We start from the raw sequence: 26,624 nt of genomic DNA, 5'->3' as shown, positions 1-26,624 counted from the left end.
GGCGGAGGGGGTCGGCGTCGCGGTGGTCGCCGGTGCCGACGGGGCGGCGGGGGGCGCGGTCGTACGGGCGTTGCCGCGGCTGGCGGGTGCGGAGGTGTCCCGGTCGGCGGGGATGGCGCCGACGTCCTGGGGGCTCGCGGTGTTCGGCAGCCCGGCGGCCTGGACCTGGCCGGGAGCGTCGTCGTGGTACGAGAACCCGCCGGAGCCGTCCGGCGAGGGCAGCAGCCCGCTGGAGACGCCGATCGCACCCACGGCCAGCGCGGCGGACGAGGCCAGCAGCCCGGTGCGCACCGGGTTCTGCTTGCGCCGCCGGGCCCTGCTGCTCTGCCCGCGGTGGCGCGGCGCCTCCTCCGAGAACGGCGCCGGCTCAAAGGCTTTACGGCTGTGGCGGCCCATCCGGTGCAGTCCTTTATGTCGACGGTGTTCACCCGAACGGGTGAGTCCTGTTGCGGCGCGACTGTACCGAAAGACAGGCGGGGCAGGTGTGAACCCTGGGCAACTGAGGGGTTAGCGTGCTTTCATGAACGACGCTGTCCGACTCACCGCCTGGGTGCGGGGCCGAGTACACCAAGTGGGTTTCCGCTGGTGGACGCGCGTGAACGCACTGGAGATCGGCGGACTCGACGGGTATGTGAGCAATCTCTCGGACGGCCGCGTGCAGATCGTGGCCGAAGGTGAGCGGTCGCGCTGCGACGGTCTGCTCGACTGGCTGCGGACCGGCGACACGCCCGGACGCGTCGACGGCGTCACCGAAATCTGGGGCGAGCCGCGCGGCGGTTACGACGGCTTCGCGATCCGCTGACCCACCGACCCGCACACCGCCCCGTCCTCGCAGGTGAGGGGTGAGGTGACAGATCAACGGCAATCTCACGTGGCAAGAGCGACAAGGAGGTTGCCATTTCGCGCACCGCGTGCGAGGCTGCCGACATCGAGGACGCGGTGATCTTCGGGGAGCGGTCGACGGCCCTGTCCTCCACGCCACGCGGGACGCCCGCGGCGCCCTCTCGCGCCGTGTTTTCTTAGGCGCACCCGACGCCCGGGCTGTGATCGTGTTGACCGTCTAACTATTTGGTGAGACGCTGGAAGCCCCGCGCACCGCAGCTGTAGGCATGGCAAAGGGCAGCTTCGGCGCACACGGCGCGGGTGCCTATAACCCCTCACTCACGACCCACACCGCTCCCCGGTCGGTCACTCAGCGTGGAGGACCATCCATCATGGCAAAGGCGCTTCTCGGTTACGTCGGCGGCCCCGACCCTCGACTCCTCGCCGAGATGCGAAGGCTGCAGCAGCGTGTCCAGGACCTGGAAACCGAGCTCGTACGGATCCAGGCCGAGAACGATGCGCTGGCCGCTGCCTCGCACGAGCTCGTCGACGTACCTCACGCGGAGCCGGTTCTCGCCTGACCCGGCCTTTCGGCCGGTCAGGGGAAACGACTCCGTTTGGGAATGTGCAAGGGACGCCCCGGCGTCCCTTCGTCGTTTGCCGCCCCGTTAGCCCTCCCATGATCTCCGCCCTTGCATTGCATGTGCCCCCCGCATTCCTCGGTGAAACCGGGAGCGGGAGGTAGAGTCCAGCGGCGTGCACCTCAAGAGCCTGACCCTGCGCGGGTTCAAGTCATTCGCCTCGGCGACGACCCTGCGATTCGAACCCGGAATCACCTGTGTCGTCGGCCCGAACGGTTCCGGCAAGTCCAACGTCGTGGACGCGCTGTCCTGGGTCATGGGCGAACAGGGCGCCAAGTCGCTGCGCGGCGGCAAGATGGAGGACGTCATCTTCGCCGGCACGACGGGACGGCCGCCGCTCGGCCGGGCCGAGGTGTCGCTCACGATCGACAACAGCGACGGTGCCCTCCCGATCGATTACGCCGAGGTCACCATCACGCGGATCATGTTCCGCAACGGCGGCAGCGAATACCAGATCAACGGTGACACCTGCCGGTTGCTGGACATCCAGGAACTGCTCTCCGACTCCGGTATCGGCCGCGAAATGCACGTCATCGTCGGCCAGGGGCAACTGGATTCGGTGCTGCACGCCGATCCGATGGGCCGCCGCGCCTTCATCGAGGAGGCGGCCGGGGTCCTCAAGCACCGCAAGCGCAAGGAAAAGGCGCTGCGCAAGCTGGACGCCATGCAGGCGAACCTGGCCCGCGTCCAGGACCTGACCGGTGAGCTGCGCCGTCAGCTCAAACCGCTGGGCCGGCAGGCACAAGTCGCCCGCCGGGCGGTGGTCATCCAGGCCGACCTGCGCGACGCCCGGCTGCGACTGCTCGCCGATGACCTGGTCACCCTGCGGAAGGCGTTGCACGCCGAGGTCGCCGACGAGGCCGCGCTCAAGGAGCGCCGCGACGCCGTCGAGGCGGAGCTGGCGGCCGCGGTACAACGCGAGGCGCGGCTGGAGGAGCAGGTCAGGGCCCTCGCGCCGCGGCTCGCCGACGCCCGGGCCACTTGGTACGGGCTGTCGCAACTGGCCGAGCGGGTGCGCGGCACCATCGGCCTGGCCGAGCAGCGCGTACGTCATGCCACCGCGCAGCCCGCCGAGGAGCGGCGCGGCCGCGATCCGGAGGACATGGAGCGCGAGGCCGCCCGCATCCGCGAACAGGAGGCGGAACTCACCGACGCCCTGGAGGCCGCCCAGCGCGCCCTGGACGACACGGTCGACCACCGGGCCGAGCTGGAACGCCGCCTCGCGGACGAGGACAAGGCGCTCAAGGCCGCCGCCCGCGCCATCGCCGACCGTCGCGAGGGTCTGGCCCGCCTGCAGGGTCAGGTCAACGCCGCCCGCTCCAAGGCCGGATCCGCCGAAGCCGAGATCGGCCGGCTGACCGCCGCCCGCGACGAGGCGCGCGAGCGTGCCGAGTCCGCGCAGGAGGAGTACGAGGAACTCCGCGCCCGGGTCGAGGACCTGGACGCCGACGACTCCGAGCTCGACGAGCGCCTCGAAGCGGCCAAGGACGAGCAGGCCGGCGCCGACGAGGCCCACTCCGCCGCCCGCGAGGCCGCCACCACCGCCGAACGCCGGCGGGCCGCCCTCGCCGCGCGCCACGACGCACTCGCCCTCGGCCTGCGCCGCAAGGACGGCACCGGTGCCCTGCTCGCCGCGGGCGACCGCCTGGCCGGGCTGCTCGGCCCCGCCGCCGAACTCCTCACCGTCGCCCCGGGCCACGAGGTGCCGGTCGCGGCCGCGCTGGGCGCCGCCGCCGACGCCGTCGCCGTCTCGGGCCCGTCCGCCGCCGCCGAGGCGCTGCGGCTGCTGCGCAAGGACGACGCGGGACGCGCGACGCTGCTCCTCGCCGGTGACGCCGCCCCGCAGGAGACCGCCGCGGTGCCCCCGGGCGCGCGTGCGGCGGCCTCGCTCGTCGGCGGCCCCGACGAACTGCTCCCGGCCGTGCGCCGTCTGCTGCGGGACTACGTCGTCGTGGAGAGCCTCGCCGACGCCGAGTCACTGGTCGCCGCCCACCCGCGGTTGACCGCGGTGACCGCCGAAGGCGATGTCCTCGGCGCCCACTTCGCCCACGGCGGCTCTGCCGGTGCCCCCAGCCTGCTGGAGGTGCAGGCCGCCGTCGACGAGGCCGCCGCGGAGCTGGAGGCACTGGCCGGGCGCTGCGAGGCGCTCGCGCACGAGCAGGCCGCGGCCAAGGAACGCCGGTCGGCTGCCGCCCGGGTGGTCGACGAGCTGACGCAGCGTCGGCGGGCCGCGGAGAAGGAGAAGTCGGCTGTGGCGCAGCAGCTGGGCCGGCTGGGCGGCCAGGCACGCGCCGCGGCGGGGGAGGCGGAACGTTCTGCCGCCGCCGTGGGCCGCGCCGAGGAGTCCCTGGCGGCCGCCATAGAGGAGTTCGAGGAGCTCTCCTTCCGGCTGAGCGAGGCGGAGGCCGCCCCTGCCGAGGAGGAGCCGGACACCTCCGTGCGGGACCGGCTGGCCGCCGACGGCGCCAACGCCCGGCAGACCGAGATGGAGGCGCGGCTCCAGGTACGTACCCACGAGGAGCGGGTCAAGGGCCTGGCCGGCCGCGCCGACGGCCTGGACCGCGCCGCCCGCGCCGAGCGCGAGGCCAGGCAGCGGGCCGCCCGGCGCAAGGCACGTCTGGAGTACGAGGCGCAGGTCGCCTCGGCGGTGCTGAAGGGCGCGCACGGCCTGCTGGCCTGCGTCCAGGTCTCGCTGGGGCGCGCGGACGAGGAACGCGGCGCGGCCGAGCGCGCCAAGGCCGAGCGCGAGGCGGAGCTGGACACCGCGCGCCGCCAGGGCCGCGAGCTGAAGTCCGAACGGGACCGGCTGACCGACTCCGTCCACAAGGGCGAGGTGCTGGGCGCCGAGAAGCGGATGCGGGTCGAGCAGCTGGAGGGCAAGGCCCTGGAGGAGTACGGCGTCGAGCCCGAGGGCCTGGTCGCGGAGTACGGGCCGGACCAGCTCGTGCCGCCGTCCCCGCCCGCCGAGGGCGAGGTGCTGCCGGAGGACCCGGAGCACCCGCGCAACGCGCCGCGCCCGTACCACCGGGGCGAGCAGGAGAAGCGGCTGAAGGCGGCGGAGAGGGCGTACCAGCAGCTGGGCAAGGTCAACCCGCTGGCGCTGGAGGAGTTCGCGGCGCTGGAGGAGCGGCACAAGTTCCTCTCGGAACAGCTGGAGGACCTGAGGAAGACCCGGGCCGACCTGCTCCAGGTGGTGAAGGAGGTGGACGAGCGGGTCGAGCAGGTCTTCACCTCCGCGTACCACGACACGGCGCGCGAGTTCGAGGGCGTGTTCTCCCGGCTCTTCCCCGGCGGCGAGGGCCGGCTGATCCTCACCGACCCCGAGAACATGCTCACCACCGGTGTGGAGGTGGAGGCCCGGCCGCCGGGCAAGAAGGTCAAGCGGCTGTCGCTGCTGTCGGGCGGCGAGCGCTCGCTGACCGCCGTGGCGCTGCTGGTGTCGATCTTCAAGGCCCGGCCGAGCCCGTTCTACGTGATGGACGAGGTCGAGGCCGCGCTGGACGACACCAACCTGCAGCGCCTCATCCGCATCATGCGTGAGCTGCAGGAGAGCTCGCAGCTGATCGTCATCACCCACCAGAAGCGGACCATGGAGGTCGCCGACGCACTGTACGGCGTGTCCATGCAGGGCGACGGCGTGTCGAAGGTCATCAGTCAGCGCCTCAAGGACTGACTTCACGTTGTGAACGAATGCAGGGGATCCCTGGGGGGTCCTCTGCTCTGTTGCGTCAAAATAGGCGGGTTTGACTTTGAAGATTGTAGGAATAAGGTCTGCAATGTTGTTTTAGCGTTCGAGTGATGGTGACTTGGGGAGTCCCGGCACTCGTTGCTCCTGCCCCCCACCTGAGGGCTCAATGCAGAGTCCGGGAGATTCACCAGTGACCACCACCGCACCGAAGTCCCAGGCGGCCGGCCGCTCCGGCGGCCATGCCGACCACCTCGGGCACGTCATCTTCATCACCGCGGCCGCCGCCATGGGCGGCTTCCTCTTCGGCTACGACAGCTCCGTCATCAACGGCGCCGTCGAGGGCATCCGCGGGAAGTACGACATCGGCTCGGCCGCGCTCGCCCAGGTCGTCGCCATCGCGCTGATCGGCTGTGCGATCGGCGCCGCCACCGCGGGCCGCGTCGCCGACCGCATCGGGCGCATCCGCGTCATGCGGATCGCCGCCGCGCTCTTCACGGTCAGCGCCGTGGGCTCCGCCCTTCCCTTCAGCCTCTGGGACCTGGCGCTGTGGCGCGTGGTCGGCGGCTTCGCCATCGGCATGGCGTCGGTGATCGGCCCCGCCTACATCGCCGAGGTCGCGCCCGCCGCGTACCGCGGCCGGCTCGGCTCCTTCCAGCAGGCCGCGATCGTGATCGGCATCGCCGTCTCCCAGCTCGTCAACTGGGGCCTGCTCCAGGCCGCCGACGGCGACCAGCGCGGCGACCTGCTGGGCGTCGAGGCGTGGCAGGTCATGCTCGGCGTGATGGTCGTGCCCGCCGTCCTGTACGGCCTGCTGTCCTTCGCGATCCCCGAGTCGCCCCGCTTCCTGATCTCCGCCGGCCGGACCGCCGACGCCGAGAAGGTGCTGCGCGACGTCGAGGGCGAGCACACCGACACGGCCGCACGGGTCGCCGAGATCCGCGAGCACATGCGCAGCGAGCACCGCTCCCGCTTCAAGGACCTGCTCGGCGGGCGCTTCGGCTTCGCCCCGATCGTGTGGGTCGGCATCGGGCTGTCGGTGTTCCAGCAGCTCGTCGGCATCAACGTGATCTTCTACTACTCGGCCACCCTCTGGCAGTCCGTGGGCGTCGACCCGAGCAGCTCGTTCTTCTACTCCTTCACCACGTCGATCATCAACATCATCGGCACCGTGATCGCGATGCTGTTCGTCGACCGGATCGGCCGCAAGCCGCTCGCCCTCATCGGTTCCGTCGGCATGGCGGTCTCGCTGGGCCTGGTCGCCTGGGCCTTCTCCCACAAGACCGGCACCGGCGGCCACATCAGCCTCCCCGGCACCGAGGGCGCCGTGGCACTCGTCGGAGCGCACGCCTTCGTGCTCTTCTTCGCCCTGTCGTGGGGCGTCGTGGTGTGGGTCTTCCTCGGCGAGATGTTCCCGAACCGGATCCGCGCCGCCGCGCTCGGCGTCGCCGCCTGCGCGCAGTGGGTCGCCAACTGGGTGATCACCGCCAGCTTCCCCAGCCTGTCGGACTGGAACCTGTCGCTGACCTACGTGATCTACACGGCCTTCGCCGCGCTCTCCGTCCCCTTCGTCGTCAGGTTCGTCCCGGAGACGAAGGGCAAGACCCTGGAGGAGATGGGCTGACCGGCCCCACCCGCTCCCGCCGCGCCGCCCCCGTGGTGCCCCTCCGGGCCCGGGGGCGGCGCCGTGCGCCGGGCCGCTCGCGGCCGGGCCCGGTCAGTCCTTCAGCCGGGGCAGCACCTGCTCGGCGAACAGGTGCAGGCTCCGCCAGCCCTCCTCGACCGGCATGCCCCCGCACAACGGGTGCAGCACGAGGGCGGCGGCCGGGTCGGTGCTCGCCTCCGCGAAGGCGACGCACTCGTCGGGGGTGACCACGCGGTAGACGCCTTCGCGGCGCAGTTCCTCCGGGGAGGCCGCGCTGGAGCGCACCGCCGAGCGGATGCCGGCGGACTGCCAGGAGGCGTAGGTGGCGGCCTCGTGGAACAGGTGCCGCCCGTACTCGGCCCAGGTGCGGTCGGGGTCCTCGGACAGGTGGAGCAGCGGCACCTGCGGCGGGGGCATCAGGCACCAGCCCTCGGTGCCGTGCTCGGCGAGCTGCTCCCGGTAGTACGTCTCCAGCTCCGGGAGGTGGGCGCTGGGGAAGAACGGCAGGCCGAACCGCGCCGCCCGGCGCGCCGCAGCGCGCGAGCTGCCGCCGACGATCAGCAGCGGGTGCGGGGAGCTGTGGGGGCGGGGCGTGACCCGGACGGTCCGGCCGCGGAAGACGAAGGGCTCACCGGTCCACGCCGTGAGCAGCGTCTCCAGCAGCTCGTCCTGGAGGGCGCCGCGCCGGTGCCAGTCCACCCCGAGGGCCGCGTACTCCTCCGGGCGGTAGCCGATGCCGGCGACGGTGACCAGCCGGCCGCCGCCGACGTGGTCGAGCACCGCGAGGTCCTCCGCCAGCCGCAGCGGGTCGTACAGCGGTCCGATCAGCGCGGAGACGGTGACCGCGATCCGGCGGGTCGCGCCGAGGACCGCCCCCGCGAAGGTCAGGGGTGAGGGCAGCCAGCCGTCGGGGGAGCCGTGGTGCTCCTCGGTCTGGAGGGTGGCGACGCCGTGCTCGTCGGCGTACGCGGCCATCTCCAGGGCCGCCCGGTAGCGGTGGCTCAGCGCCCCGGGCGCGGCCGCGGGGTCGACGAGGTTGAAACGTACGACAGTGGCGGGCATGCGCCGACGTTAGCTGACGAACCGTCAGATGAACAGACTCGTGGACCCCCGCCGGGTGGCTCCCGGGAGGGCCCGCCGCGTGACCGATACTGGACGGGTTATGGAAACCGTCATTCTTGCCGTAGTCATCGCCCTGGTCGTGATCCTGGCGGCCGGCGGGCTGGTGGTGGGCAGCCGCCGCAGGAAGCAGCTGCCCCCCGCACCGCCCACCGAGCAGCCGACGATCACCGCGCCCCCCGCCGAACCGCAGATCGGCGACGAGGCGGAGGCCCCGCGGGACGAACCCCGCCGGACCATCGAAGAGGTCGAGCTCCCCGAGTCGGAAGACGCCTCCGCCGGCGGCGTCCTCGTCGAGGAGCGCCCGGCCGCCCCCGAGATCGAGCGGCCCGAGCCCACCGCCGGCCGTCTGGTGCGGCTGCGCTCCCGGCTCTCGCGCTCGCAGAACGCGCTCGGCAAGGGGCTGCTCACGCTGCTCGCGCGCGAGCACCTCGACGAGGACACGTGGGAGGAGGTCGAGGACACCCTGCTCACCGCGGACGTCGGGGTCGCACCCACCCAGGAACTCGTGGAGCGGCTGCGCACCCGGGTGAAGGTGCTCGGCACCCGCACCCCCGCCGACCTGCGGCAGCTGCTGCGCGAGGAACTGCTGACCCTGATCGGCACGGATCTGGACCGCACGCTCCACACGGACGGGCTGCCGAACGGGGACGGGGCCGACCAGCCGGCCGTGCTGATGGTCGTCGGCGTCAACGGCACCGGCAAGACCACCACCACCGGCAAGCTCGCCCGGGTCCTGGTGGCCGACGGCCGCAGCGTCGTGCTGGGCGCCGCCGACACCTTCCGCGCCGCCGCCGCGGACCAGCTGCAGACATGGGGCGAGCGAGTCGGCGCCCGGACCGTGCGCGGTCCCGAGGGCGGCGACCCGGCGTCGGTCGCCTTCGACGCGGTGAAGGAGGGCATCGCCGAGGGTGCGGACGTCGTGCTCATCGACACCGCGGGCCGGCTGCACACCAAGACCGGCCTGATGGACGAGCTCGGCAAGGTCAAGCGCGTCGTGGAGAAGCACGGCCCGGTGGACGAGGTCCTGCTGGTCCTGGACGCCACGACGGGTCAGAACGGACTGGTGCAGGCCCGGGTCTTCGCCGAGGTCGTCGACATCACCGGCATCGTGCTCACCAAGCTCGACGGCACGGCCAAGGGCGGCATCGTCGTCGCCGTCCAGCGCGAGCTGGGCGTTCCGGTCAAGCTGATCGGCCTGGGCGAGGGGGCGGACGACCTCGCCCCGTTCGAGCCCGAGGCCTTCGTGGACGCGCTGATCGGCTCGTAGCCGGCGGCGTTCGGGGACGAGCGGACACGTGGACAAGGGGCGCACTCCTCCGAGTGCGCCCCTTGCTCGTCGTTCACGCGTACGCGCGGTCCCGGTGGCAGACGTACGCCAGCGTGCCGAGCAGCAGCCGGGCCTCCGGCGGCTGGCGGGCGGCGTCCAGTGCCGGCGGCCGCAGCCAGCGGACCGGGCCGAGGCCGCCGAGGTCGGAGGGCGGGGCGGTCACGTGGTCGCCCGGCCCGAGGCAGCGCAGGTCGAGGTCGGCGTCGTCCCAGCCCATGCGGTACAGCAGGTGCGGGAGCTCGGCGGCGGCCCCCGGCGCGACGAAGAACTGCGCCCGGCCGTCCGGGGTGGCGATGACCGGGCCGAGACGCAGCCCCATGCGTTCCAGGCGCACCAGGGCGCGTACGCCGGATCGTTCCGCCACGTCGATCACGTCGAAGGCGCGTCCCACGGGGAGCATCAGCGCCGCGCCCGGCACGCGCTCCCAGGCGGCCACGGCCTCCTCGAGGGTGGCCCCGGCCGGCACCTCGCCGGCGAACTCCAGCGCGTGGGCGCCCGGTGCCTTGCACCCCGGGTCACCGCAGGAGCACTGCCCGCCCCCGCGCGTGGCGCGCGCACCCGGCGCCACCGCCCATCCGCACAACCCGGTGTACTCCGCCACGGTGGTGCACGCCGAGGCGTGCGTCCGGCGGCGCGCGCCCGAGCGGATGTGTCGCATCTCCCGCATGCTGCCGATCGTGAAGCCCATGACACCCCCAACGGGTCGCAGTTGCCGATGGTTACGCCCGTGCCTGATCGGCATGTGTCAAGTGAATCGCGCCGTGTGCACATGTAGTTCATTCGAAGGGGTGGCGAATGGTGGCGTTTTCGCTGGAGGCATCGCCGGATGGGTGATCGTAGGATTACTTTCGGTTTGCAAGCCCCGGAAGTGTGCGGGCCGGCGGGTATGCCGGAGGCAAGACTCGTAGGACACTGAGGCACATGGGGGCCAGGCAGGCAACGGCCCTCATCCCCGGAGGTGTTGGGCGACGGAATGGGGGCGTCACGGTGGGCGGCACACAGGACAAGCAGCCCAACGCGCAGTTGACCTCTTGGTTTGTGCGCAGCGGCTGGTCCAAGGGCGAACTCGCCCGTCAGGTGAACCGCAGGGCACGCCAGATGGGCGCGCTGCACGTCAGCACGGACACCTCACGGGTGCGCCGCTGGCTGGACGGCGAACAGCCGCGCGAACCCATCCCGCGCATCCTGTCCGAGCTGTTCTCCGAACGCTTCGGCACCGTCGTCCCGGTGGAGGACCTCGGTCTGCGCCCCGCCCACCAGCCGCCCGCCGCGACCGGCGTGGACCTGCCGTGGGCCGGGCCGCAGACGGTCCAGCTGATCAACGAGTTCTCCCGCAGCGACCTGATGCTCGGCCGCCGCGGCTTCCTCGGGACCTCCCTGGCGCTGGCCGCCGGCCCCGCCCTCGTCGAGCCGATGCAGCGCTGGCTGGTGCCCACCCCCGCGTCCGGCGCCGACGTCCCGCCGCCGCGCGAGCCCGGGGGCAGAGTCCGGCTCTCCGAGCCCGAGCTGGAGCTGCTGGAGGCCACCACGGTGATGTTCCGCCAGTGGGACAACCAGTGCGGCGGCGGCCTGCGCCGCAAGGCCGTGGTGGGCCAGTTGCACGAGGTCACCGACCTGCTCCAGGAGTCCCATCCGCAGTCCGTCGCCAAGCGGCTCTACCGCGTCACCGCCGAGCTCGCCGCGCTCGCCGGCTGGATGTCGTACGACGTCGGCCTGCATCCCACGGCGCAGAAGTACCTGGTCCTGGCCCTGCACGCGGCCAAGGAGGCGGACGACCGCCCGCTGGGTGCCTTCGTCCTGTCCAGCATGAGCCGCCAGATGATCCACCTGGACCGGCCCGACGACGCACTGGAACTCATCCACCTGGCGCAGTACGGCAGCAGGGACAGCGCGACCGCCACCACCCAGGCGATGCTGTACGCGATGGAGGCCCGCGCCTACGCCAACATGGGCCAGGTCAGCAAGTGCCACCGCGCCGTGCGGATGGCCGAGGACTCCTACACCGACTCCCGCCCCACCGAGGACCCGGACTGGATCAGCTTCTTCAACGAGGCCGAGCTCAACGCCGAGAACGCCCACTCCTACCGTGACCTGGCGTACGTGGCCGGCCGCAGCCCCACGTACGCCTCGCTGGCCCACCCGGTGATGCAGCGGGCCGTCGAGCTCTTCTCCCAGGACACCGTCCACCAGCGCGCCTACGCCCTCAACCTGATCGGCATGGCCACCGTGCACCTGCTCCAGCGGAGCCCGGAGGAGGCCGCCGGCCTCACCGTCCAGGCCATCGACGTCGCCAAGCACGTGCGCTCCGAGCGGGTGAACACCCGCATCCGCAAGACCGCCGACACCGCGCTGCGTGACTACGGCAGGATCGCCGAGGTCGCCCAGCTCAGCGAGCGCCTGGCGTCCGACCTCCCCGAGGTCGCCGGGACCGCCTGACCCGGCGGTCCACCCCGAACCCCGGCCGCGGCCGGCCATCCCGACAGCCCGACTCGGCTCCCCCATGCCAGGTCAACCGGGTGGCCCGCCGCGGCCGGTCCTCGTCCACCGACCCGTCCGTTCGACGGCGTGGCGAGGTTTGTACACCCCGGCCCGCGCGGCACGTATACAGCTCGTCGGCCCGCCCGAGGGGTCACGGAGTCGTGACGGCGTCGTCATGGCGGCGCCCGCTGGGGTGGCGGTTCATCCCGACGTAACACGGACGACTTCTTCGTCACGGTTCCGAAACACCCGATGGCGTCGACGGAAACCCGGCTGGGACAACCTCATGGCGAAAACCGGCCCATCGAGCCCGCTTCCCGCACGGGCCGTTCGGATGACGAGGAGACGCCGATGGCAGCAGGCTTCTTGACGCTTGCCGCAGATACGCCCACGCTCGACAGCGGTAGCACGGCGTTCATGCTGCTGAGCGCAGCGCTGGTGCTCGTGATGACCCCCGGTCTCGCCTTCTTCTACGGCGGCATGGTGCGGGTCAAGAGCGTGCTGAACATGCTGATGATGAGCTTCATCGCCATCGGCATCGTCACCGTGCTGTGGACGCTCTACGGGTTCACCGTCGCATTCGACTCCGGTAACGCCTTCTTCGGCGGCTTCGACTGGGCCGGCATGCGCAACATCGGGATCTCCCAGCTGTGGGACGGCTACACCATCCCGGTCTACGTCTTCGCCGTCTTCCAGCTGATGTTCGCGATCATCACGCCCGCCCTGATCAGCGGCGCCCTGGCGGACCGGGTGAAGTTCACCGCCTGGTCGCTCTTCGTGGCCCTGTGGGCGACGGTCGTGTACTTCCCGGTCGCCCACATGGTCTGGGCGTCGGACGGCTTCCTCTTCACCCGCGGCGTGATCGACTTCGCCGGCGGTACGGCGGTGCACATCAACGCCGGTGCCGCGGCGCTCGGCGTGATCCTCGTCATCCGCAAGCGCGTGGGCTTCAAGAAGGACCCGTTCCGCCCGCACAACCTGCCGCTGGTCATGCTCGGCGCCGGCCTGCTGTGGTTCGGCTGGTTCGGGTTCAACGCCGGCTCCTGGCTCGCCTCCGACGGCGTCGCGGCCGTGGCCTTCACCAACACCCAGGTCGCCACCGCCTCCGCGATGCTCGGCTGGCTCGCCTACGAGAAGATCAAGCACGGCTCCTTCACCACGCTGGGCGCCGCCTCCGGCGCGGTCGCCGGACTGGTCGCCATCACCCCGGCCTGCGGCTCGGTCAGCCCGCTCGGCGCGATCGCGGTCGGAGTCATCGCCGGTGTGGCCTGCGCCGCCGCGGTCGGCCTGAAGTACAAGTTCGGCTACGACGACTCCCTCGACGTGGTCGGCGTCCACATGGTCGGCGGCATCGTCGGCTCCCTGCTCATCGGCTTCTTCGCCACCGGCGGGGTCGGCCAGACCGCCAAGGGCGTCTTCTACGGCGGCGGCTTCGACCAGCTGTGGAAGCAGTTCCTGGGCGTCGGCGTGGTCCTGTTCTACTCGCTCATCGCCTCGGCGATCCTTGCCAAGCTCATCGACCTGGTGATCGGATTCACCGTCAGCGAGGACACCGAGGTTGCGGGCATCGACCAGGCCGAGCACGCGGAGACCGGCTACGACTTCGCGGGCGTGGCCGGCGCGGTCCGCTCCGCCCTCTCCTCCCTGGACAGCAGCAGTGGCAGCGGCACCCAGGTGACCGACGCCCCGTCGAAGAAGGTGGACGCGTGAAGCTCATCACCGCGGTCGTGAAGCCGCACCGGCTGGACGAGATCAAGGAGGCGCTGCAGGCCTTCGGCGTCCAGGGCCTGACGGTCACCGAGGCCAGTGGCTACGGCCGCCAGCGGGGCCACACCGAGGTCTACCGTGGTGCCGAGTACACCGTGGACCTGGTGCCCAAGATCCGCATCGAGGTGCTCGTCGAGGACGGCGACGCCGACCAGCTGATCGAGGTCATCGTCAAGGCCGCCCGTACCGGCAAGATCGGTGACGGCAAGGTCTGGAGCATCCCGGTCGAGACCGCCGTACGGGTCCGGACCGGGGAGCGCGGCCCGGACGCGCTCTGAGGACGCGGGGGCGCGGCCGGGACTCCGGCCGCGCCCTTTCGCACCACCGAACCCGAGCAGTTCCACCGCACGGCCTGCGACTGGAGACAGTGTGACGGAGAACGTCGACGCGAAAGCCCACGACGGACACGCCCCTGCAGGCTATGCGGCGGCCCGGCTGGCCCTCCTGAACGGCGAGGGCCCGTCCGGGCCGCCGCGGCGCAAGGCGCTCGCCTCCCTGACCGACGCCTGGCTCGCCGACCTCGCCCGCGGCGCGGCCGACCGTACCGGGGCGCGGGGCTGGTCGCTGGTCGCCGTCGGCGGCTACGGCAGGGGGGAGCTCTCCCCGCGCAGCGACCTCGACCTGCTGCTGCTCCACGACGGCTCCGCAGGGCCCGCGGACGTCGCCGGCCTCGCCGACGGGATCTGGTACCCGGTCTGGGACCTGGGCGTCGCCCTCGACCACTCCGTCCGCACCCCCGCCGAGGCCCGCAAGACCGCCGCCGAGGACCTCAAGGTCCAGCTCGGCCTCCTCGACGCCCGCCACATCGCGGGCGACGCCGCCCTCACGGCCTCCCTGCGCACCGCGGTCCTCGCCGACTGGCGCAACCAGGCGCCCAAGCGGCTCCCCGCGCTCCACGAGCTGTGCCTGGAGCGCGCCGAACGCCACGGGGAGCTCTCGTACCTGCTGGAGCCCGACCTCAAGGAGGCCCGCGGTGGGCTGCGCGACGCCACAGCCCTGCGCGCCGTCGCCGCCTCCTGGCTCGCCGACGCCCCCCGCGAGGGCCTGGAGGACGCCCGGACCCGGCTGCTCGACGCCCGGGACGCCCTCCACCTGGTGACCGGCCGCGCCACCGACCGGCTGGCCCTGCAGGAGCAGGACCAGGTGGCCGGCGCACTCGGCCTGCTCGACGCCGATGCACTGCTGCGCCAGGTGTACGAGGCCGCCCGGACCGTCGGCTACGCCTTCGACGTCACCTGGCGCGAGGTCGGCCGGGTCCTGCGCTCCCGCCAGATGCGGCCCCGCCGCCGCGGGCTGCTCGGGCGCTCCCGCCCGGAGCAGAGCACGAACGCGCCCGAGCGCACCCCGCTGGCCGACGGCGTCGTGGAGCACGAGGGCGAGGCCGTCCTCGCGCTCACGGCCAGGCCCGAGCGCGACCCGGTGCTGCCGCTGCGCGCCGCCGCGGCCGCCGCCGAGCACGGTGTACCGCTGTCGCTGCACGCGGTCCGCCGGCTGAGCGTGGCCCAGGCCACCCGGCCGCTGCCGGTGCCGTGGCCCGCCGAGGCCCGCGAACAGCTCGTGACGCTGCTCGGCGCGGGGGAGTCCACCGTCCAGGTGTGGGAGGCACTGGAGGCCGCGGGCATGATCACGCGGCTGCTCCCCGACTGGGAACGGGTCCGCTGCCGCCCGCAGCGCAACGCCGTGCACATCTGGACCGTCGACCGGCACCTCATCGAGTGCGCGGTGCGCGCCTCGCGCCTGACCCGCCGGGTGGGCCGCCCCGACCTGCTGCTCATCGCCGCCCTGCTGCACGACATCGGCAAGGGCTGGCCCGGCGACCACTCCGAGGCCGGCGAGGTCATCGCCCGGGACGTCGCGGCCCGCTTCGGCTTCGGCCGCGCCGACGTGGAGACGCTGGCCCTGCTGGTCCGCCACCACCTGCTGCTGATCGAGACCGCGACCCGGCGCGACCTGGACGACCCCGCCACCGTGCAGAGCGTCGCCGAGGCCGTCCGCGACTCCGAGACGCTGGAGCTGCTCCACGCGCTGACCGAGGCGGACGCCCTCGCCACCGGTCCGGCCGCCTGGAGCGCATGGCGGTCCTCACTCGTCGGCGACCTGGTCAAGCGGGTCGCCGCCGTGCTGGTGAGCGGGGCGGTGCCCGCACCCGCCGACCCCGAGCCCACCGCGGAGGAGGAGCGTCTGGCGGTCGAGGCGGCGCGCACCGGGGGCCCGGTCATCGCGCTGCACGCCCATGCCGAGCCCGACCCCGACGGGGTCCCGCGGACCGCGGACGGCGAACCCGAGCCCGTCGGCGTGGAGCTGCTGCTCGCCGTCCCCGACCGGCCCGGGCTGCTGGCGGCGGCGGCGGGCGTGCTCGCCCTGCACCGGCTCACCGTCCGGGCCGCCGACCTGCGCGCGGTCGACCCCATCCACCAGGGCCCGGTGACCCTCCTGCGCTGGCGGGTGGCCGCCGAGTACGGCTCGCTGCCCGAGGCGGCACGGCTGCGCAACGACTTCGCCCGGGCCTTCGCGGGCTCCCTCGACATCGAGGCACGGCTGGCGGAGCGGGAGTCGGCGTACCCCCGCCGTCGCGGGGTCACGCCCCCTCCGCCCCGCGTCACCGTCGCCCCCGGCAGCTCCAGCGCCGCGACCGTCATCGAGGTCCGCGCCCACGACGCCCCGGGGCTGCTGCACCGCATCGGCCGGGCCCTGGAGTCCACCGGCGTGAACGTCAGGTCCGCCCGGATCAGTACGCTCGGCGCCAACGCGGTCGACGCGTTCTACGTCACGGACACCGGGGGCGATCCGCTTCCCGACGTACGGGCGGCCGAGGTCGCCGACGAGGTGGAGCGGGCCCTGCGCTGACGCGGTGGAGACCATTCGCGGCCCGGGCGGATACCCTTGAGGACGACCTATCACCCGCCCCCGACCTGAGGATCCGCGACCGACGTGTTCGACACCCTTTCCGACCGCCTCGCAGCGACGTTCAAGAACCTCCGGGGCAAGGGCCGCCTTTCCGAGGCGGACATCGACGCCACCGCGCGCGAGATCCGCATCGCGCTGCTGGAGGCGGACGTCGCGCTGCCGGTGGTGCGCGCCTTCATCAAGCAGGTCAAGGAGCGGGCGACCGGGGCCGAGGTCTCCCAGGCGCTGAACCCCGCCCAGCAGGTCATCAAGATCGTCAACGACGAGCTCGTCGGCATCCTCGGCGGTGAGACCCGCCGGCTGCGGTTCGCCAAGCAGCCGCCGACCGTGATCATGCTCGCCGGTCTGCAGGGTGCGGGCAAGACGACGCTGGCCGGCAAGCTCGGCCGCTGGCTGCAGGGCCAGGGCCACGCCCCGCTGCTGGTCGCCGCGGACCTCCAGCGTCCCAACGCCGTCAACCAGCTCCAGGTCGTCGCGGAGCGGGCCGGCGTCGCGGTCTTCGCGCCGGAGCCCGGCAACGGCGTGGGCGATCCGGTCCAGGTGGCCAAGGACTCCCTCGACCACGCCCGCACCAAGCAGTACGACGTCGTCATCGTCGACACCGCCGGCCGCCTCGGCATCGACGCCGAGATGATGCAGCAGGCCGCGGACATCCGCGACGCCGTGCAGCCCGACGAGATCCTCTTCGTCGTCGACGCCATGATCGGCCAGGACGCGGTCAACACCGCCGAGGCCTTCCGCGACGGCGTCGGCTTCGACGGCGTGGTGCTCTCCAAGCTCGACGGCGACGCCCGCGGTGGTGCGGCGCTCTCCATCGCGCACGTCACCGGCCGCCAGATCATGTTCGCCTCCAACGGCGAGAAGCTGGACGACTTCGACGCCTTCCACCCCGACCGGATGGCCTCGCGCATCCTGGGCATGGGTGACGTCCTCAGCCTGATCGAGAAGGCCGAGCAGACCTTCAGCCAGGCCGAGGCCCAGAAGATGGCCGAGAAGCTGGCCAAGGGTCCCAAGGAGTTCACCCTCGACGACTTCCTCCAGCAGATGGAGCAGGTCCGCAAGATGGGCTCGATCTCCAAGCTGCTCGGCATGCTCCCGGGCATGGGCCAGATCAAGGACCAGATCAACAACCTCGACGAGCGTGACGTGGACCGCACGGCCGCGATCATCAAGTCGATGACCCCGGGTGAGCGCCAGGACCCCACGATCATCAACGGCTCCCGTCGCGCCCGCATCGCCCGCGGTTCCGGTGTGGACGTCAGCGCCGTGAAGAGCCTGGTGGAGCGGTTCTTCGAGGCCCGCAAGATGATGTCGCGGATGGCCCAGGGCGGTATCCCGGGGATGCCCGGCATGCCGGGCATGGGCGGCGGCGCACGTCAGAAGAAGCAGCAGAAGAAGGCCAAGGGCAAGCGGCAGAGCGGCAACCCGCTCAAGCGCGCCGAGCAGGAGAGGGCCGACGCCGCCCGTCGCGAGCAGCAGCAGGCCGGTGGCGCCTTCGGCCTGCCGGCCGGCCAGGAGGGCCAGAACTTCGAACTGCCCGACGAGTTCAAGAAGTTCATGGGCTGACCCAGGTCCGTGTCCGTACGGCGGCGGCGCCCCCTGCGCAGGGGACGCCGCCGCCGCGCGTGCATCATGGACCCATGCGCGTACACATCCGTCCCCCGGAGCCGGCCGACGCCCCCGCCTACCGGGAGGCGGTGCTGCGCTCCGCCGAGCACGTCGGCCGGTGGAACCCGGTCGAACCGGACGGGCTGCCCGAACTGCTGCGGCGCCAGGGGCCGGTGCTGCGGACGTTCCTGATCCTCGACGAGGAGAGCGGCGGGATCGTCGGCAAGTGCAACGTGGCCAACATCGTGATGGGGCGCTTCCGCAACGGCAGCCTGGGCTACGACAGCTACGTGCCCTTCGCCGGGACCGGGCGGATGAGCGAGGGCCTGCGGCTGGTCGTCGACCGCTGCTTCGCCCCCGAACCGCGGGGCCTGGGCCTGCACCGGCTGGAGATCAACGTGCAGCCGGAGAACGAACGGTCCGTCGCCATGGCCAGGCGCCTCGGTTTCCGCCACGAGGGCTTCACGCCCCGGATGCTCTACCTGAACGACGCCTGGCGCGACCACGAGCGCTTCGCGCTCACCGCCGAGGAGTGGCCGGGGGTCTGAGGGGCGCCGGAGCGGCACTGTCCTTATTGTCGGGATATGGGCAATCCCGTACCGCCCCGGCAGAATCCGGACGACCCATGGCGGACGGAGGGCGCGCCAGCCTCGCCGCCCACCCGGCGACGGCGCCGCATGGGCGGCTGGGGCGGCATGATCCTGACGGCGCTCGTCGTCTTCCTCATCACCGACCTGGTGCTCTCGTTCTTCACCGGGTCCCGGCCGACCACGATCTCGTACACCGAGTTCAACCGGCAGCTGGCCACGGACAACATCTCGAAGATCTACTCCAAGGGCGACTCCATCGAGGGGCAGCTCAAGAAGAAGCAGGACGTGCCGGGGGCGGACGAGGGCACGTACATGCAGTTCAAGACCCAGCGGCCGGTCTTCGCCGACGACGACCTGTGGGCGACCCTGACGAAGAACAAGGTCACCGTCACCGCCGAACCCGTGGTCCAGCAGCGCGGCCTGCTCTACAACCTGCTGCTCTCGCTCGCCCCGGTGCTGCTGCTGGTCCTGCTCTGGCTCTACGTCTCCCGTCGGATGAGCAAGCTCGCGGGCGGGCTCGGCGGCCTGGGCGGCCTCGGCCGCAGGGCCCCACCTACGCCGGTCGTCCCGGAGGCGGGCCGCCGCACCACCTTCGCCGACGTGGCGGGCATCGACGAGGTGGAGGCCGAGCTCAACGAGGTCGTCGACTTCCTCAAGCGCCCGCAGGCCTACCGGGCGCTCGGGGCGCGGATGCCGCGCGGCGTGCTGCTCGCCGGGCCGCCCGGCACCGGCAAGACCCTGCTCGCCCGGGCCGTGGCCGGCGAGGCCGACGTGCCGTTCTTCTCCGCCTCCGCCTCCGAGTTCATCGAGATGATCGTCGGCGTCGGCGCCGGCCGGGTGCGCGAGCTGTTCGCCGAGGCCCGCAAGGTCGCCCCGGCGATCATCTTCATCGACGAGATCGACACCATCGGCCGTGCCCGCGGCGCCGCGGGCGGCATCGGCGGCCACGACGAGCGGGAGCAGACCCTCAACCAGATCCTCACCGAGATGGACGGCTTCTCCGGCTCCGAGGGCGTCGTCGTCACAGCCGCCACCAACCGGCCCGACGTCCTCGACCCCGCCCTGACCCGGCCGGGCCGCTTCGACCGCGTCGTCCACGTCAGCCCGCCCGACCGTACGGGCCGCGAGGCGATCCTCCGCATCCACCTGCGCCAGGTACCCCTGGAGGGCGGCATCGACCTGACCGCCGTGGCCCGTGCGACGCCGGGGATGACGGGCGCCGAACTGGCCAACCTCGCCAACGAGGCCGCGCTGCTCGCCGTCAAGCGCGGCAAGGGCGCCGTCGGGCAGGGCGAGCTCTCCGACGCCCTGGAGAAGGTGCAGCTGGGCGCGGCCCGCCCGCTCGTGATCCCCATCGAGGAGCGCCGCCGTACCGCCTACCACGAGTCCGGGCACGCCCTGCTCGGCATGCTGCACCCGGGCGCCGACCCCGTACGCAAGATCACCATCGTCCCGCGCGGCCGCGCCCTCGGCGTCACCCTCTCCACCCCCGACTCCGACCGCTACGCGTACACCGAGGAGTACCTGCGCGGCCGGATCATCGGCGCGCTCGGCGGCATGGCCGCCGAGCACGTCGTCTTCGGGGTGATCACCACCGGTGCCGAGAACGACCTGGAGCAGGTCACCAACGTCGTCCGGGGCATGGTCGGCCGCTGGGGCATGAGCGAGAAGGTCGGCCCGCTCTCGGCGATCCCGGCCGACTCCCAGCAGCCCTACGGACTGTCCGCCGCCCCCGCCACCCTCGACGTGATCGACGCCGAGATGCGCAGGATCGTGGACGAGTGCTACGGGACGGCCTGCCGGCTGCTGGGCCGGCACCGCGAGCAACTGGACGCCCTCGCGGAGCGGCTGCTGGAGGCCGAGACGCTGGAGGAGGACGAGGCCTACGAGGCGGCGGGCATCCCACGGCTCGCGAAGGCCGTGGAGTAGCCGCCCTGCGGTCGCGCGGGAACGTTGCCGGTTACACCCGGGCCACCAGGTAACGGAACACGTTCTCCATCCGGACCGTGCCGTCGCCGCGCCGGTACGCGTGCAGCGCCTCGCGCAGCTCCTTGCGCACCTGGTCCTCGTCGGTGGCCGCCACGGCGGCGTCGAAGAGCCCGGTCGACACCAGGCCGCGCACCGCGCTGTCCATGTCGGGGTAGCCGAACGGGCAGGACACCCGCCCCGAGCCGTCCGGACGCAGCCCCGCCTCCCGCGCCAGCTCCTCCAGGTCGTCACGGCCGCTGAGCCGGACCGCGGGGGTGGTGCCGCGCGGCTCGGCCAGCCGGGCCGCGACCCGCAGCACCCGCCCGGTGGCGCAGCGCTCGGGCGGCCCCCAGCCGGCCAGCACGACCGGGGCGCCCCGCTCGGCCAGGCCCGCCGCGGCGCCGAGCGCCGGGACCAGCGCCGCCGGCGCCGTCCCCGGGTCGAGGGCGGTGATCATCGTGAACGGTGCCCCCTCCGGTACGGGGACCTCCTCCGGCCCGCCCGCCACGAGCCGGGTGCGCCCGCCGCGCGACCGTGCCGGTGCGCCCCACTGCTGCTCGGGCAGCAGCCGCTGCCGGGCCAGTTCGAGGCGCCGTTCGTCCGGATCGCACCCCGTGACCGCCGCGCCCCGGGCCGAGGCCATGAGCAGCGCGAGTCCCGATCCGCACCCGATGCCGAGCAGCCGGGTGCGGGGGCCGACCTCCAACCGCTCGTGCACCGCCTCGTAGAGCGGTACGAGCATCCGCTCCTGGATCTCCGCCCAGTCACGCGCCCTGCCGTCGGTCCGGTGTGTTCGTGGGTGCCGTGCGAGCGTAGGTGTCATCGAGCGCCCCAATCAGCCGCGTCGCCGTCTCGCCGAAAGCCTTCCTCGTACGCCCCCCGGTTACGCCGCGCACCGTCATCGTCACGCCGCGCATGCCCCCGGAGCCAGCCAACTCCCCTTCCGGGCCGTAGTCCAGAGGTTTGAAGGTGAGGATTGGGCCGATTCCCGACCCCGCCGATTCACGTCCGGTGCCGCTGTCCCCGTACCATCTGCGGCATGGCAAAGGCTCCCGTACTCACACCTCAGGCGGACGACTTCCCGCGCTGGTACCAGGACCTGATCAACAAGGCCGAGCTGGCCGACAACGGCCCGGTGCGCGGCACCATGGTCATCCGGCCGTACGGGTACTCGCTGTGGGAGCGGATGCAGCAGGAGATGGACGCGCGGATCAAGGAGGCGGGCGCCCAGAACGCGTACTTCCCGCTCTTCATCCCGCAGTCCTACCTGACCCGGGAGGCCGAGCACGTCGAGGGCTTCGCGCCGGAGCTGGCCGTGGTCACCCACGGCGGCGGCAAGGAGCTGGAGGAGCCGGTCGTCGTCCGGCCCACCTCCGAGACGATCATCAACGAGTACTTCTCCAAGTGGGTGCAGAGCTACCGCGACCTGCCCCTGCTCATCAACCAGTGGGCCAACGTGGTCCGTTGGGAGATGCGCTCGCGGCTCTTCCTCCGTACGAGTGAGTTCCTGTGGCAGGAGGGCCACACCGCGCACGCCACCTACGAGGACGCCCGCGACTACGCCGCGATGATCCACCGCGACGTGTACGGGGACTTCATGACCGACGTCCTCGGCATCGACGTGGTCCTCGGCCGCAAGACCGCCCGCGAGCGCTTCGCCGGCGCCATCAACACCCTCACCCTCGAGGGCATGATGGGCGACGGCAAGGCGCTGCAGCTGGGCACCAGCCACGAGCTGGGCACCAACTTCGCCAAGGCCTTCAACACCTCCTACCTGTCGAAGGAGGGGCAGCAGGAGCTGGTCTGGCAGACCTCCTGGGGCGTGTCGACCCGCATGGTCGGCGGCCTGATCATGTCCCACGGCGACGACAACGGACTGCGCGTGCCGCCGCGGCTGGCGCCGGTGCAGGCCGTCATCCTGGCGATCAAGGGCGACGACGCGGTCGTCGCCAAGGTCCGCGAGATCGGCGACCGGCTCAAGGCCGCCGGCGTGCGCGTCCAGGTCGACGTGCGCACCGACACCCCGTTCGGCCGACGCGCCGTGGACTGGGAGCTCAAGGGCGTCCCCGTCCGCGTGGAGGTCGGCCCGCGCGACCTGGAGAACGGCACCGCGATGCTCGCCCGCCGCATCCCCGGGGGCAAGGAGCCGGTGGCGATCGACGAGCTGACCGCGCTGGTGCCCAAGGTGCTGGAGGAGGACCAGGCCACGCTGCTGCGCCAGTCCCGCGAGCGCCGCGAGTCCCGCACCGTGGACGTCAAGACGATCGCCGAGGCCGCCGAGGCCGCGGCCACCGGCTGGGCCCGCATCCCCTGGGCCGACCTCGGCCCGGAGGGCGAGGCCAGGCTGGCCGAGCAGGGCGTGTCCGTGCGCTGCCTGCTGACCGAGGACGGGCAGGTTCCGGAAACGGACGACGCGCCGGGTACCGCGGCGATCGTCGCGCGGGCATACTGACCGTCAACTGACTGAAAAGCGACGTACGTAATCGGCAGTACGTCCACGCTTGAGGCGGGTGCGTGACTTCTCCACTGTCCTCCGCACCCGCCCTCAGCCGTACGCATCATCCGGAACTGACTAGTACGTGCAAAATATTTGGGATGGCCCGGTATCGGAACACAGGGCGCCCCCGGCTCGTTGTCACGACGTGAGCACGACACCACCAGTCCTCGCCGCCGAGCTGGCAGTCGCATGGGCCGACATTCAACGGCACCATCCCGAACTGCCCGACCTGGCCGCCCCCGAGTCCCTGATCGGAGAGTCCTCGTCCGCGTGCGGCACGGAGCTCTCCTTCGAGCGCCTGCTGCACGAGGCCGTCCACGGAGTCGCCGCCGCGCGCGGCGTCCGGGACACCTCGCGGGCAGGTCGCTACCACAACCGTCGATTCCTGGCCATCGCCGACGAGCTCGGCCTGGACCACTCCGAGGAGCCGCACCCCAGCAGCGGCTTCTCCCTGGTCCAGCTGCGCCCGGACACCAAGAAGCGCTACCGGGCGACGATCGACCGCCTGCAGCGCGCGCTCAGAGCGCACACCGTGGCGACCGCCGCCGACACCGCCCGCAGTTTCCGCGGGCCCGCCGCCCGGCACGGGTCCTCGGGCGGAGGCGTACGGGTGAAGGCGGTCTGCGACTGCGGGCGCAACGTCCGGGTCGTGCCGTCCGTCCTCGCGCAGGCGCCGATCGTCTGCGGGGCGTGCGGTACGCCGTTCCGGATTCCGGAGGCCGCGGCGGTCGCGTGAGCGCCCGCCGCGCATGGGGGCGGCACCGTACGGGGGACGGCGCCGGTGGGGTCACCGGCGTGCGGCGGCATGCCCGCCGTATGGCAGAATGGTCAGCTGAGCACTCGGCAGCCGTGCAGGACCCCTCTCTCCTTCGGCTGACGCGTCCGTCGGGCAACCGGCTCCACAACCCCACGTGGTGGTCCGGCCTGCCCAACCACGTCAACTCCAGGAGAACCCACTCCCGTGGCAGTCAAGATCAAGCTGAAGCGTCTGGGCAAGATCCGTTCGCCTCACTACCGCATCGTCGTCGCCGACTCCCGTACCCGCCGTGACGGCCGGGCCATCGAGGAGATCGGTCTGTACCACCCCGTGCAGAACCCGTCGCGCATCGAGGTCAACGCCGAGCGCGTCGCGTACTGGCTGGGTGTCGGCGCGCAGCCGACCGAGCCCGTGCTCGCCATCCTGAAGAAGACCGGCGACTGGCAGAAGTACAAGGGCGAGCCGGCCCCGGCCCCGCTCCTGGTCGCCGAGCCCAAGGCCGACAAGCGCGCCCTCTTCGAGGCCGCCGCCAAGGACGCCGGTGACGGGTCCAAGGGCGAGGCCATCACCCAGAAGGCGAAGAAGTCCGACAAGAAGGACGAGGCCGCCGAGGCGGCCGAGTCGACCGAGGCCTGATCGTGCTCGAGGAGGCCCTCGAACACCTGGTCAAGGGGATCGTCGACAACCCCGACGACGTGCAGGTCGCCGAGCGCACCCTGCGTCGGGGGAAGGTCCTGGAGGTCCGGGTGCACCCCGACGACCTCGGCAAGGTGATCGGCCGCAACGGCCGCACCGCCCGCGCCCTGCGCACGGTCGTGGGCGCGATCGGCGGACGCGGTGTCCGCGTCGACCTCGTCGACGTGGACCACGTCCGCTGAGGTACGCAGCACCGGCACGGGCCGGGGGTGGCACTTGGGCCGCCCCCGGCCCGTGGCCGTATCCGACACGTGAGCACAGGAGCGCGATCAAGTGCAGCTGGTAGTGGGACGCATCGGTCGCGCCCATGGCATCAAGGGCGAGGTCTCGGTGGAGGTGCGCACCGACGAGCCGGAACTGCGGCTCGCCCCGGGCGCCGTGCTCGTCACGGACCCGGCGTCGGCCGGCCCGCTCACCGTCGAGACGGGCCGGGTGCACAGCGGCCGGCTGATGCTGCGCTTCGCCGGCGTGAAGGACCGCACCGGTGCCGAGGCGCTGCGCAACGTCCTGCTGATCGCCGACGTCGACCCGGACGAGACGCCGGAGGACCCCGAGGAGTTCTACGACCACCAGCTGGTCGACCTCGACGTGGTCACCGCCGACGGGACCGAGGTCGGCCGGATCAAGGAGATCTCCCACCTGCCGTACCACGACCTGCTGGTCGTCGAACGGCCGGACGGCAGCGAGGTCATGGTGCCCTTCGTCGCCGAGATCGTCCCCGAGATCGACCTGGAGCAGCAGCGCGCGGTCATCACGCCCCCGCCCGGCCTGCTGGACGAGGCCGAGGCGGAGCAGTAGGCCCATGCGCATCGACGTCGTCACGATCTTCCCCGAGTACCTGGAGCCGCTGAACGTCTCCCTGGTCGGCAAGGCCCGGGCGCGCGGTCAGCTGGACGTGCGCGTCCACGACCTGCGCCGGTGGACCCACGACCGGCACAACACGGTCGACGACACCCCGTACGGCGGTGGCCCGGGCATGGTCATGAAGCCCGAGCCGTGGGGCGAGGCCCTGGACACGGTCCTGGAGTCGGGGGAGGGCGATCCCGTGCTGGTGGTCCCCACCCCGAGCGGCCGCCCCTTCACCCAGGAGCTCGCGGTCGAGCTGTCCGCGAAGCCCTGGCTGGTCTTCACCCCGGCCCGGTACGAGGGCATCGACCGGCGGGTCATCGAGGAGTACGGCGAGCGGCTGGACGTCCGCGAGGTCTCCATCGGCGACTACGTCCTGGCCGGCGGCGAGGCCCCGGTGCTGGTGATGGTGGAGGCCGTGGCCCGGCTCCTGCCGGGCGTGCTGGGCAACGCCGAGTCGCACCGCGACGACTCCTTCGCCCCCGGTGCCATGGCCGACCTGCTGGAGGGCCCGGTCTTCACCAAGCCCCCGGTCTGGCGCGACCGCGGAGTGCCGGAGGTGCTGCTCAGCGGCCACCACGGCAAGGTCGCCCGCTGGCGCCGCGACGAGGCCTTCCGCCGTACGACGCAGAACCGCCCCGACCTGATCGAGCGTTGCGACCCGGCGGCCCTGGACAAGAAGGACCGCGCGATGCTCGCGGCCCTCGGCTGGGTGCAGGGCGAGGACGGCCGATTTGGGCGACTCCCGGAGTCCGTGGAAGAATAGGCGGCTGCTGCCTTGCGTCCGGCGTGCGCCCCTGCCACAGGGGGACATGACGCCCGTCCGACGCGGAGGCGGTCGGATCACCACCACTACTCCCGCCGATGACCTGTGGCATGGGCGAAGAAAGCAGACGAACATGTCCCACCTGCTCGACTCCGTCGACGCCGCGTCGCTGCGCAGCGACGTCCCGGCCTTCCGCCCCGGTGACACCGTCAACGTCCACGTCCGCGTGATCGAGGGCAACCGCTCCCGTATCCAGCAGTTCAAGGGCGTTGTCATCCGTCGCCAGGGCGCCGGCGTCCGTGAGACCTTCACGGTCCGCAAGGTCTCCTTCAGCGTCGGCGTCGAGCGTACCTTCCCGGTGCACAGCCCGATCTTCGAGAAGATCGAGCTCGTGACCCGCGGTGACGTGCGTCGCGCCAAGCTGTACTACCTCCGTGAGCTGCGCGGCAAGGCCGCGAAGATCAAGGAGAAGCGCGACAACTGAGTCCGCCCGGCACATGCG

Annotated in this window: 22 protein-coding genes and 1 pseudogene; 19 read left to right on the top strand and 4 right to left on the bottom strand. The window is 72.3% G+C overall.

Translation table 11 applies throughout. The features are described from left to right. Window positions 1-396: pseudogene (locus PV341_RS03645) on the bottom strand (CAP domain-containing protein); the annotation flags it as partial. Between the two features lie 124 nt (window positions 397-520). On the opposite strand from PV341_RS03645, the gene PV341_RS03640 reads away from it, so the two are divergent. The 4 genes from PV341_RS03640 (at window position 521) to PV341_RS03625 (ending at window position 6,772) form a co-directional block, all read left to right on the top strand. Next, window positions 521-802 (top strand): acylphosphatase, encoded by a 282-nt coding sequence (locus tag PV341_RS03640; protein WP_500325655.1) that lies wholly within the window; start codon window positions 521-523, stop codon window positions 800-802. Between the two features lie 412 nt (window positions 803-1,214). Further along, on the top strand, window positions 1,215-1,403 hold the full coding sequence (locus tag PV341_RS03635) for a hypothetical protein (RefSeq protein WP_319131640.1): 189 nt from the start codon (window positions 1,215-1,217) through the stop codon (window positions 1,401-1,403). 175 nt (window positions 1,404-1,578) lie between these two features. Then, complete coding sequence (gene smc, locus PV341_RS03630; RefSeq protein ID WP_500325659.1) at window positions 1,579-5,136, top strand: chromosome segregation protein SMC; 3,558 nt, start codon at window positions 1,579-1,581, stop codon at window positions 5,134-5,136. Between the two features lie 205 nt (window positions 5,137-5,341). Next, window positions 5,342-6,772, top strand: coding sequence for a sugar porter family MFS transporter (locus tag PV341_RS03625; RefSeq protein WP_500356675.1), 1,431 nt, complete (start codon window positions 5,342-5,344; stop codon window positions 6,770-6,772). 93 nt (window positions 6,773-6,865) lie between these two features. Here the strand turns inward: PV341_RS03625 and PV341_RS03620 are convergent, their stop codons facing one another. Continuing rightward, window positions 6,866-7,855, bottom strand: coding sequence for an LLM class flavin-dependent oxidoreductase (locus tag PV341_RS03620; RefSeq protein ID WP_500325662.1), 990 nt, complete (start codon window positions 7,853-7,855; stop codon window positions 6,866-6,868). Between the two features lie 100 nt (window positions 7,856-7,955). On the opposite strand from PV341_RS03620, the gene ftsY reads away from it, so the two are divergent. Then, on the top strand, window positions 7,956-9,182 hold the full coding sequence (ftsY, locus tag PV341_RS03615) for a signal recognition particle-docking protein FtsY (RefSeq protein ID WP_499514214.1): 1,227 nt from the start codon (window positions 7,956-7,958) through the stop codon (window positions 9,180-9,182). 73 nt (window positions 9,183-9,255) lie between these two features. Here ftsY and PV341_RS03610 read toward each other — a convergent pair whose 3' ends face one another. Further along, on the bottom strand, window positions 9,256-9,930 hold the full coding sequence (locus tag PV341_RS03610) for a bifunctional DNA primase/polymerase (RefSeq protein WP_499514215.1): 675 nt from the start codon (window positions 9,928-9,930) through the stop codon (window positions 9,256-9,258). A gap of 233 nt (window positions 9,931-10,163) precedes the next feature. Between PV341_RS03610 and nsdA the strand changes: the two genes are divergently transcribed. The 7 genes from nsdA (at window position 10,164) to ftsH (ending at window position 20,521) form a co-directional block, all read left to right on the top strand. After that, window positions 10,164-11,678, top strand: a complete 1,515-nt coding sequence (nsdA, locus tag PV341_RS03605) for a transcriptional repressor NsdA (RefSeq protein ID WP_500356674.1) — start codon at window positions 10,164-10,166, stop codon at window positions 11,676-11,678. Between the two features lie 393 nt (window positions 11,679-12,071). Beyond that, entirely contained in the window at window positions 12,072-13,430 is a 1,359-nt protein-coding gene (locus tag PV341_RS03600; protein WP_499514217.1) for an ammonium transporter, read from the top strand. Then, window positions 13,427-13,765 carry a P-II family nitrogen regulator gene (locus PV341_RS03595; protein WP_500325667.1) on the top strand — a complete coding sequence of 113 codons (339 nt, stop codon included), beginning with the start codon at window positions 13,427-13,429 and terminating at the stop codon, window positions 13,763-13,765. The genes PV341_RS03600 and PV341_RS03595 overlap by 4 nt, the downstream gene beginning before the upstream one ends. 91 nt (window positions 13,766-13,856) lie before the next feature. Beyond that, window positions 13,857-16,334: a [protein-PII] uridylyltransferase gene (locus tag PV341_RS03590; protein ID WP_500325668.1), complete on the top strand. Its 2,478-nt coding sequence runs from the start codon at window positions 13,857-13,859 to the stop codon at window positions 16,332-16,334. An 84-nt stretch (window positions 16,335-16,418) separates the two neighbouring features. Beyond that, window positions 16,419-17,960 carry a signal recognition particle protein gene (gene ffh, locus PV341_RS03585; protein ID WP_500325670.1) on the top strand — a complete coding sequence of 514 codons (1,542 nt, stop codon included), beginning with the start codon at window positions 16,419-16,421 and terminating at the stop codon, window positions 17,958-17,960. Between the two features lie 74 nt (window positions 17,961-18,034). Continuing rightward, entirely contained in the window at window positions 18,035-18,550 is a 516-nt protein-coding gene (locus PV341_RS03580) for a GNAT family N-acetyltransferase (protein ID WP_500325671.1), read from the top strand. A 36-nt stretch (window positions 18,551-18,586) separates the two neighbouring features. After that, entirely contained in the window at window positions 18,587-20,521 is a 1,935-nt protein-coding gene (ftsH, locus tag PV341_RS03575) for an ATP-dependent metallopeptidase FtsH/Yme1/Tma family protein (protein WP_499514221.1), read from the top strand. A gap of 31 nt (window positions 20,522-20,552) precedes the next feature. Here ftsH and PV341_RS03570 read toward each other — a convergent pair whose 3' ends face one another. Then, the gene (locus tag PV341_RS03570; RefSeq protein ID WP_500356672.1) at window positions 20,553-21,302 is read right to left on the bottom strand and encodes a class I SAM-dependent methyltransferase; all 750 of its coding nucleotides are present in this window, start codon (window positions 21,300-21,302) and stop codon (window positions 20,553-20,555) included. 297 nt (window positions 21,303-21,599) lie between these two features. Here PV341_RS03570 and proS point away from each other — a divergent pair, with 297 nt between their 5' ends. The 7 genes from proS (at window position 21,600) to rplS (ending at window position 26,606) form a co-directional block, all read left to right on the top strand. Further along, a complete protein-coding gene (proS, locus tag PV341_RS03565) occupies window positions 21,600-23,012 on the top strand; it encodes a proline--tRNA ligase (RefSeq protein WP_500325676.1) in 1,413 nt (470 codons plus the stop codon). Window positions 23,013-23,202: 190 nt separating this feature from the next. Then, window positions 23,203-23,793, top strand: coding sequence for a hypothetical protein (locus PV341_RS03560; protein ID WP_499514224.1), 591 nt, complete (start codon window positions 23,203-23,205; stop codon window positions 23,791-23,793). Window positions 23,794-24,018: 225 nt separating this feature from the next. Beyond that, a complete protein-coding gene (rpsP, locus tag PV341_RS03555) occupies window positions 24,019-24,450 on the top strand; it encodes a 30S ribosomal protein S16 (protein WP_499514225.1) in 432 nt (143 codons plus the stop codon). Window positions 24,451-24,452: 2 nt separating this feature from the next. After that, window positions 24,453-24,692, top strand: coding sequence for an RNA-binding protein (locus tag PV341_RS03550; RefSeq protein WP_450395265.1), 240 nt, complete (start codon window positions 24,453-24,455; stop codon window positions 24,690-24,692). A gap of 91 nt (window positions 24,693-24,783) precedes the next feature. Beyond that, window positions 24,784-25,308, top strand: coding sequence for a ribosome maturation factor RimM (gene rimM, locus PV341_RS03545; protein WP_500325681.1), 525 nt, complete (start codon window positions 24,784-24,786; stop codon window positions 25,306-25,308). 4 nt (window positions 25,309-25,312) lie between these two features. Next, a complete protein-coding gene (gene trmD, locus PV341_RS03540; RefSeq protein ID WP_500325682.1) occupies window positions 25,313-26,122 on the top strand; it encodes a tRNA (guanosine(37)-N1)-methyltransferase TrmD in 810 nt (269 codons plus the stop codon). A 133-nt stretch (window positions 26,123-26,255) separates the two neighbouring features. Further along, the gene (gene rplS, locus PV341_RS03535; protein WP_105869103.1) at window positions 26,256-26,606 is read left to right on the top strand and encodes a 50S ribosomal protein L19; all 351 of its coding nucleotides are present in this window, start codon (window positions 26,256-26,258) and stop codon (window positions 26,604-26,606) included. Window positions 26,607-26,624 lie beyond the last annotated feature (18 nt).

Origin of the sequence: Streptomyces sp. PA03-1a, assembly GCF_033792805.1 — a bacterium.
Taxonomy (GTDB): domain Bacteria; phylum Actinomycetota; class Actinomycetes; order Streptomycetales; family Streptomycetaceae; genus Actinacidiphila.
This window is presented reverse-complemented; position numbering and strand designations above follow the sequence as displayed.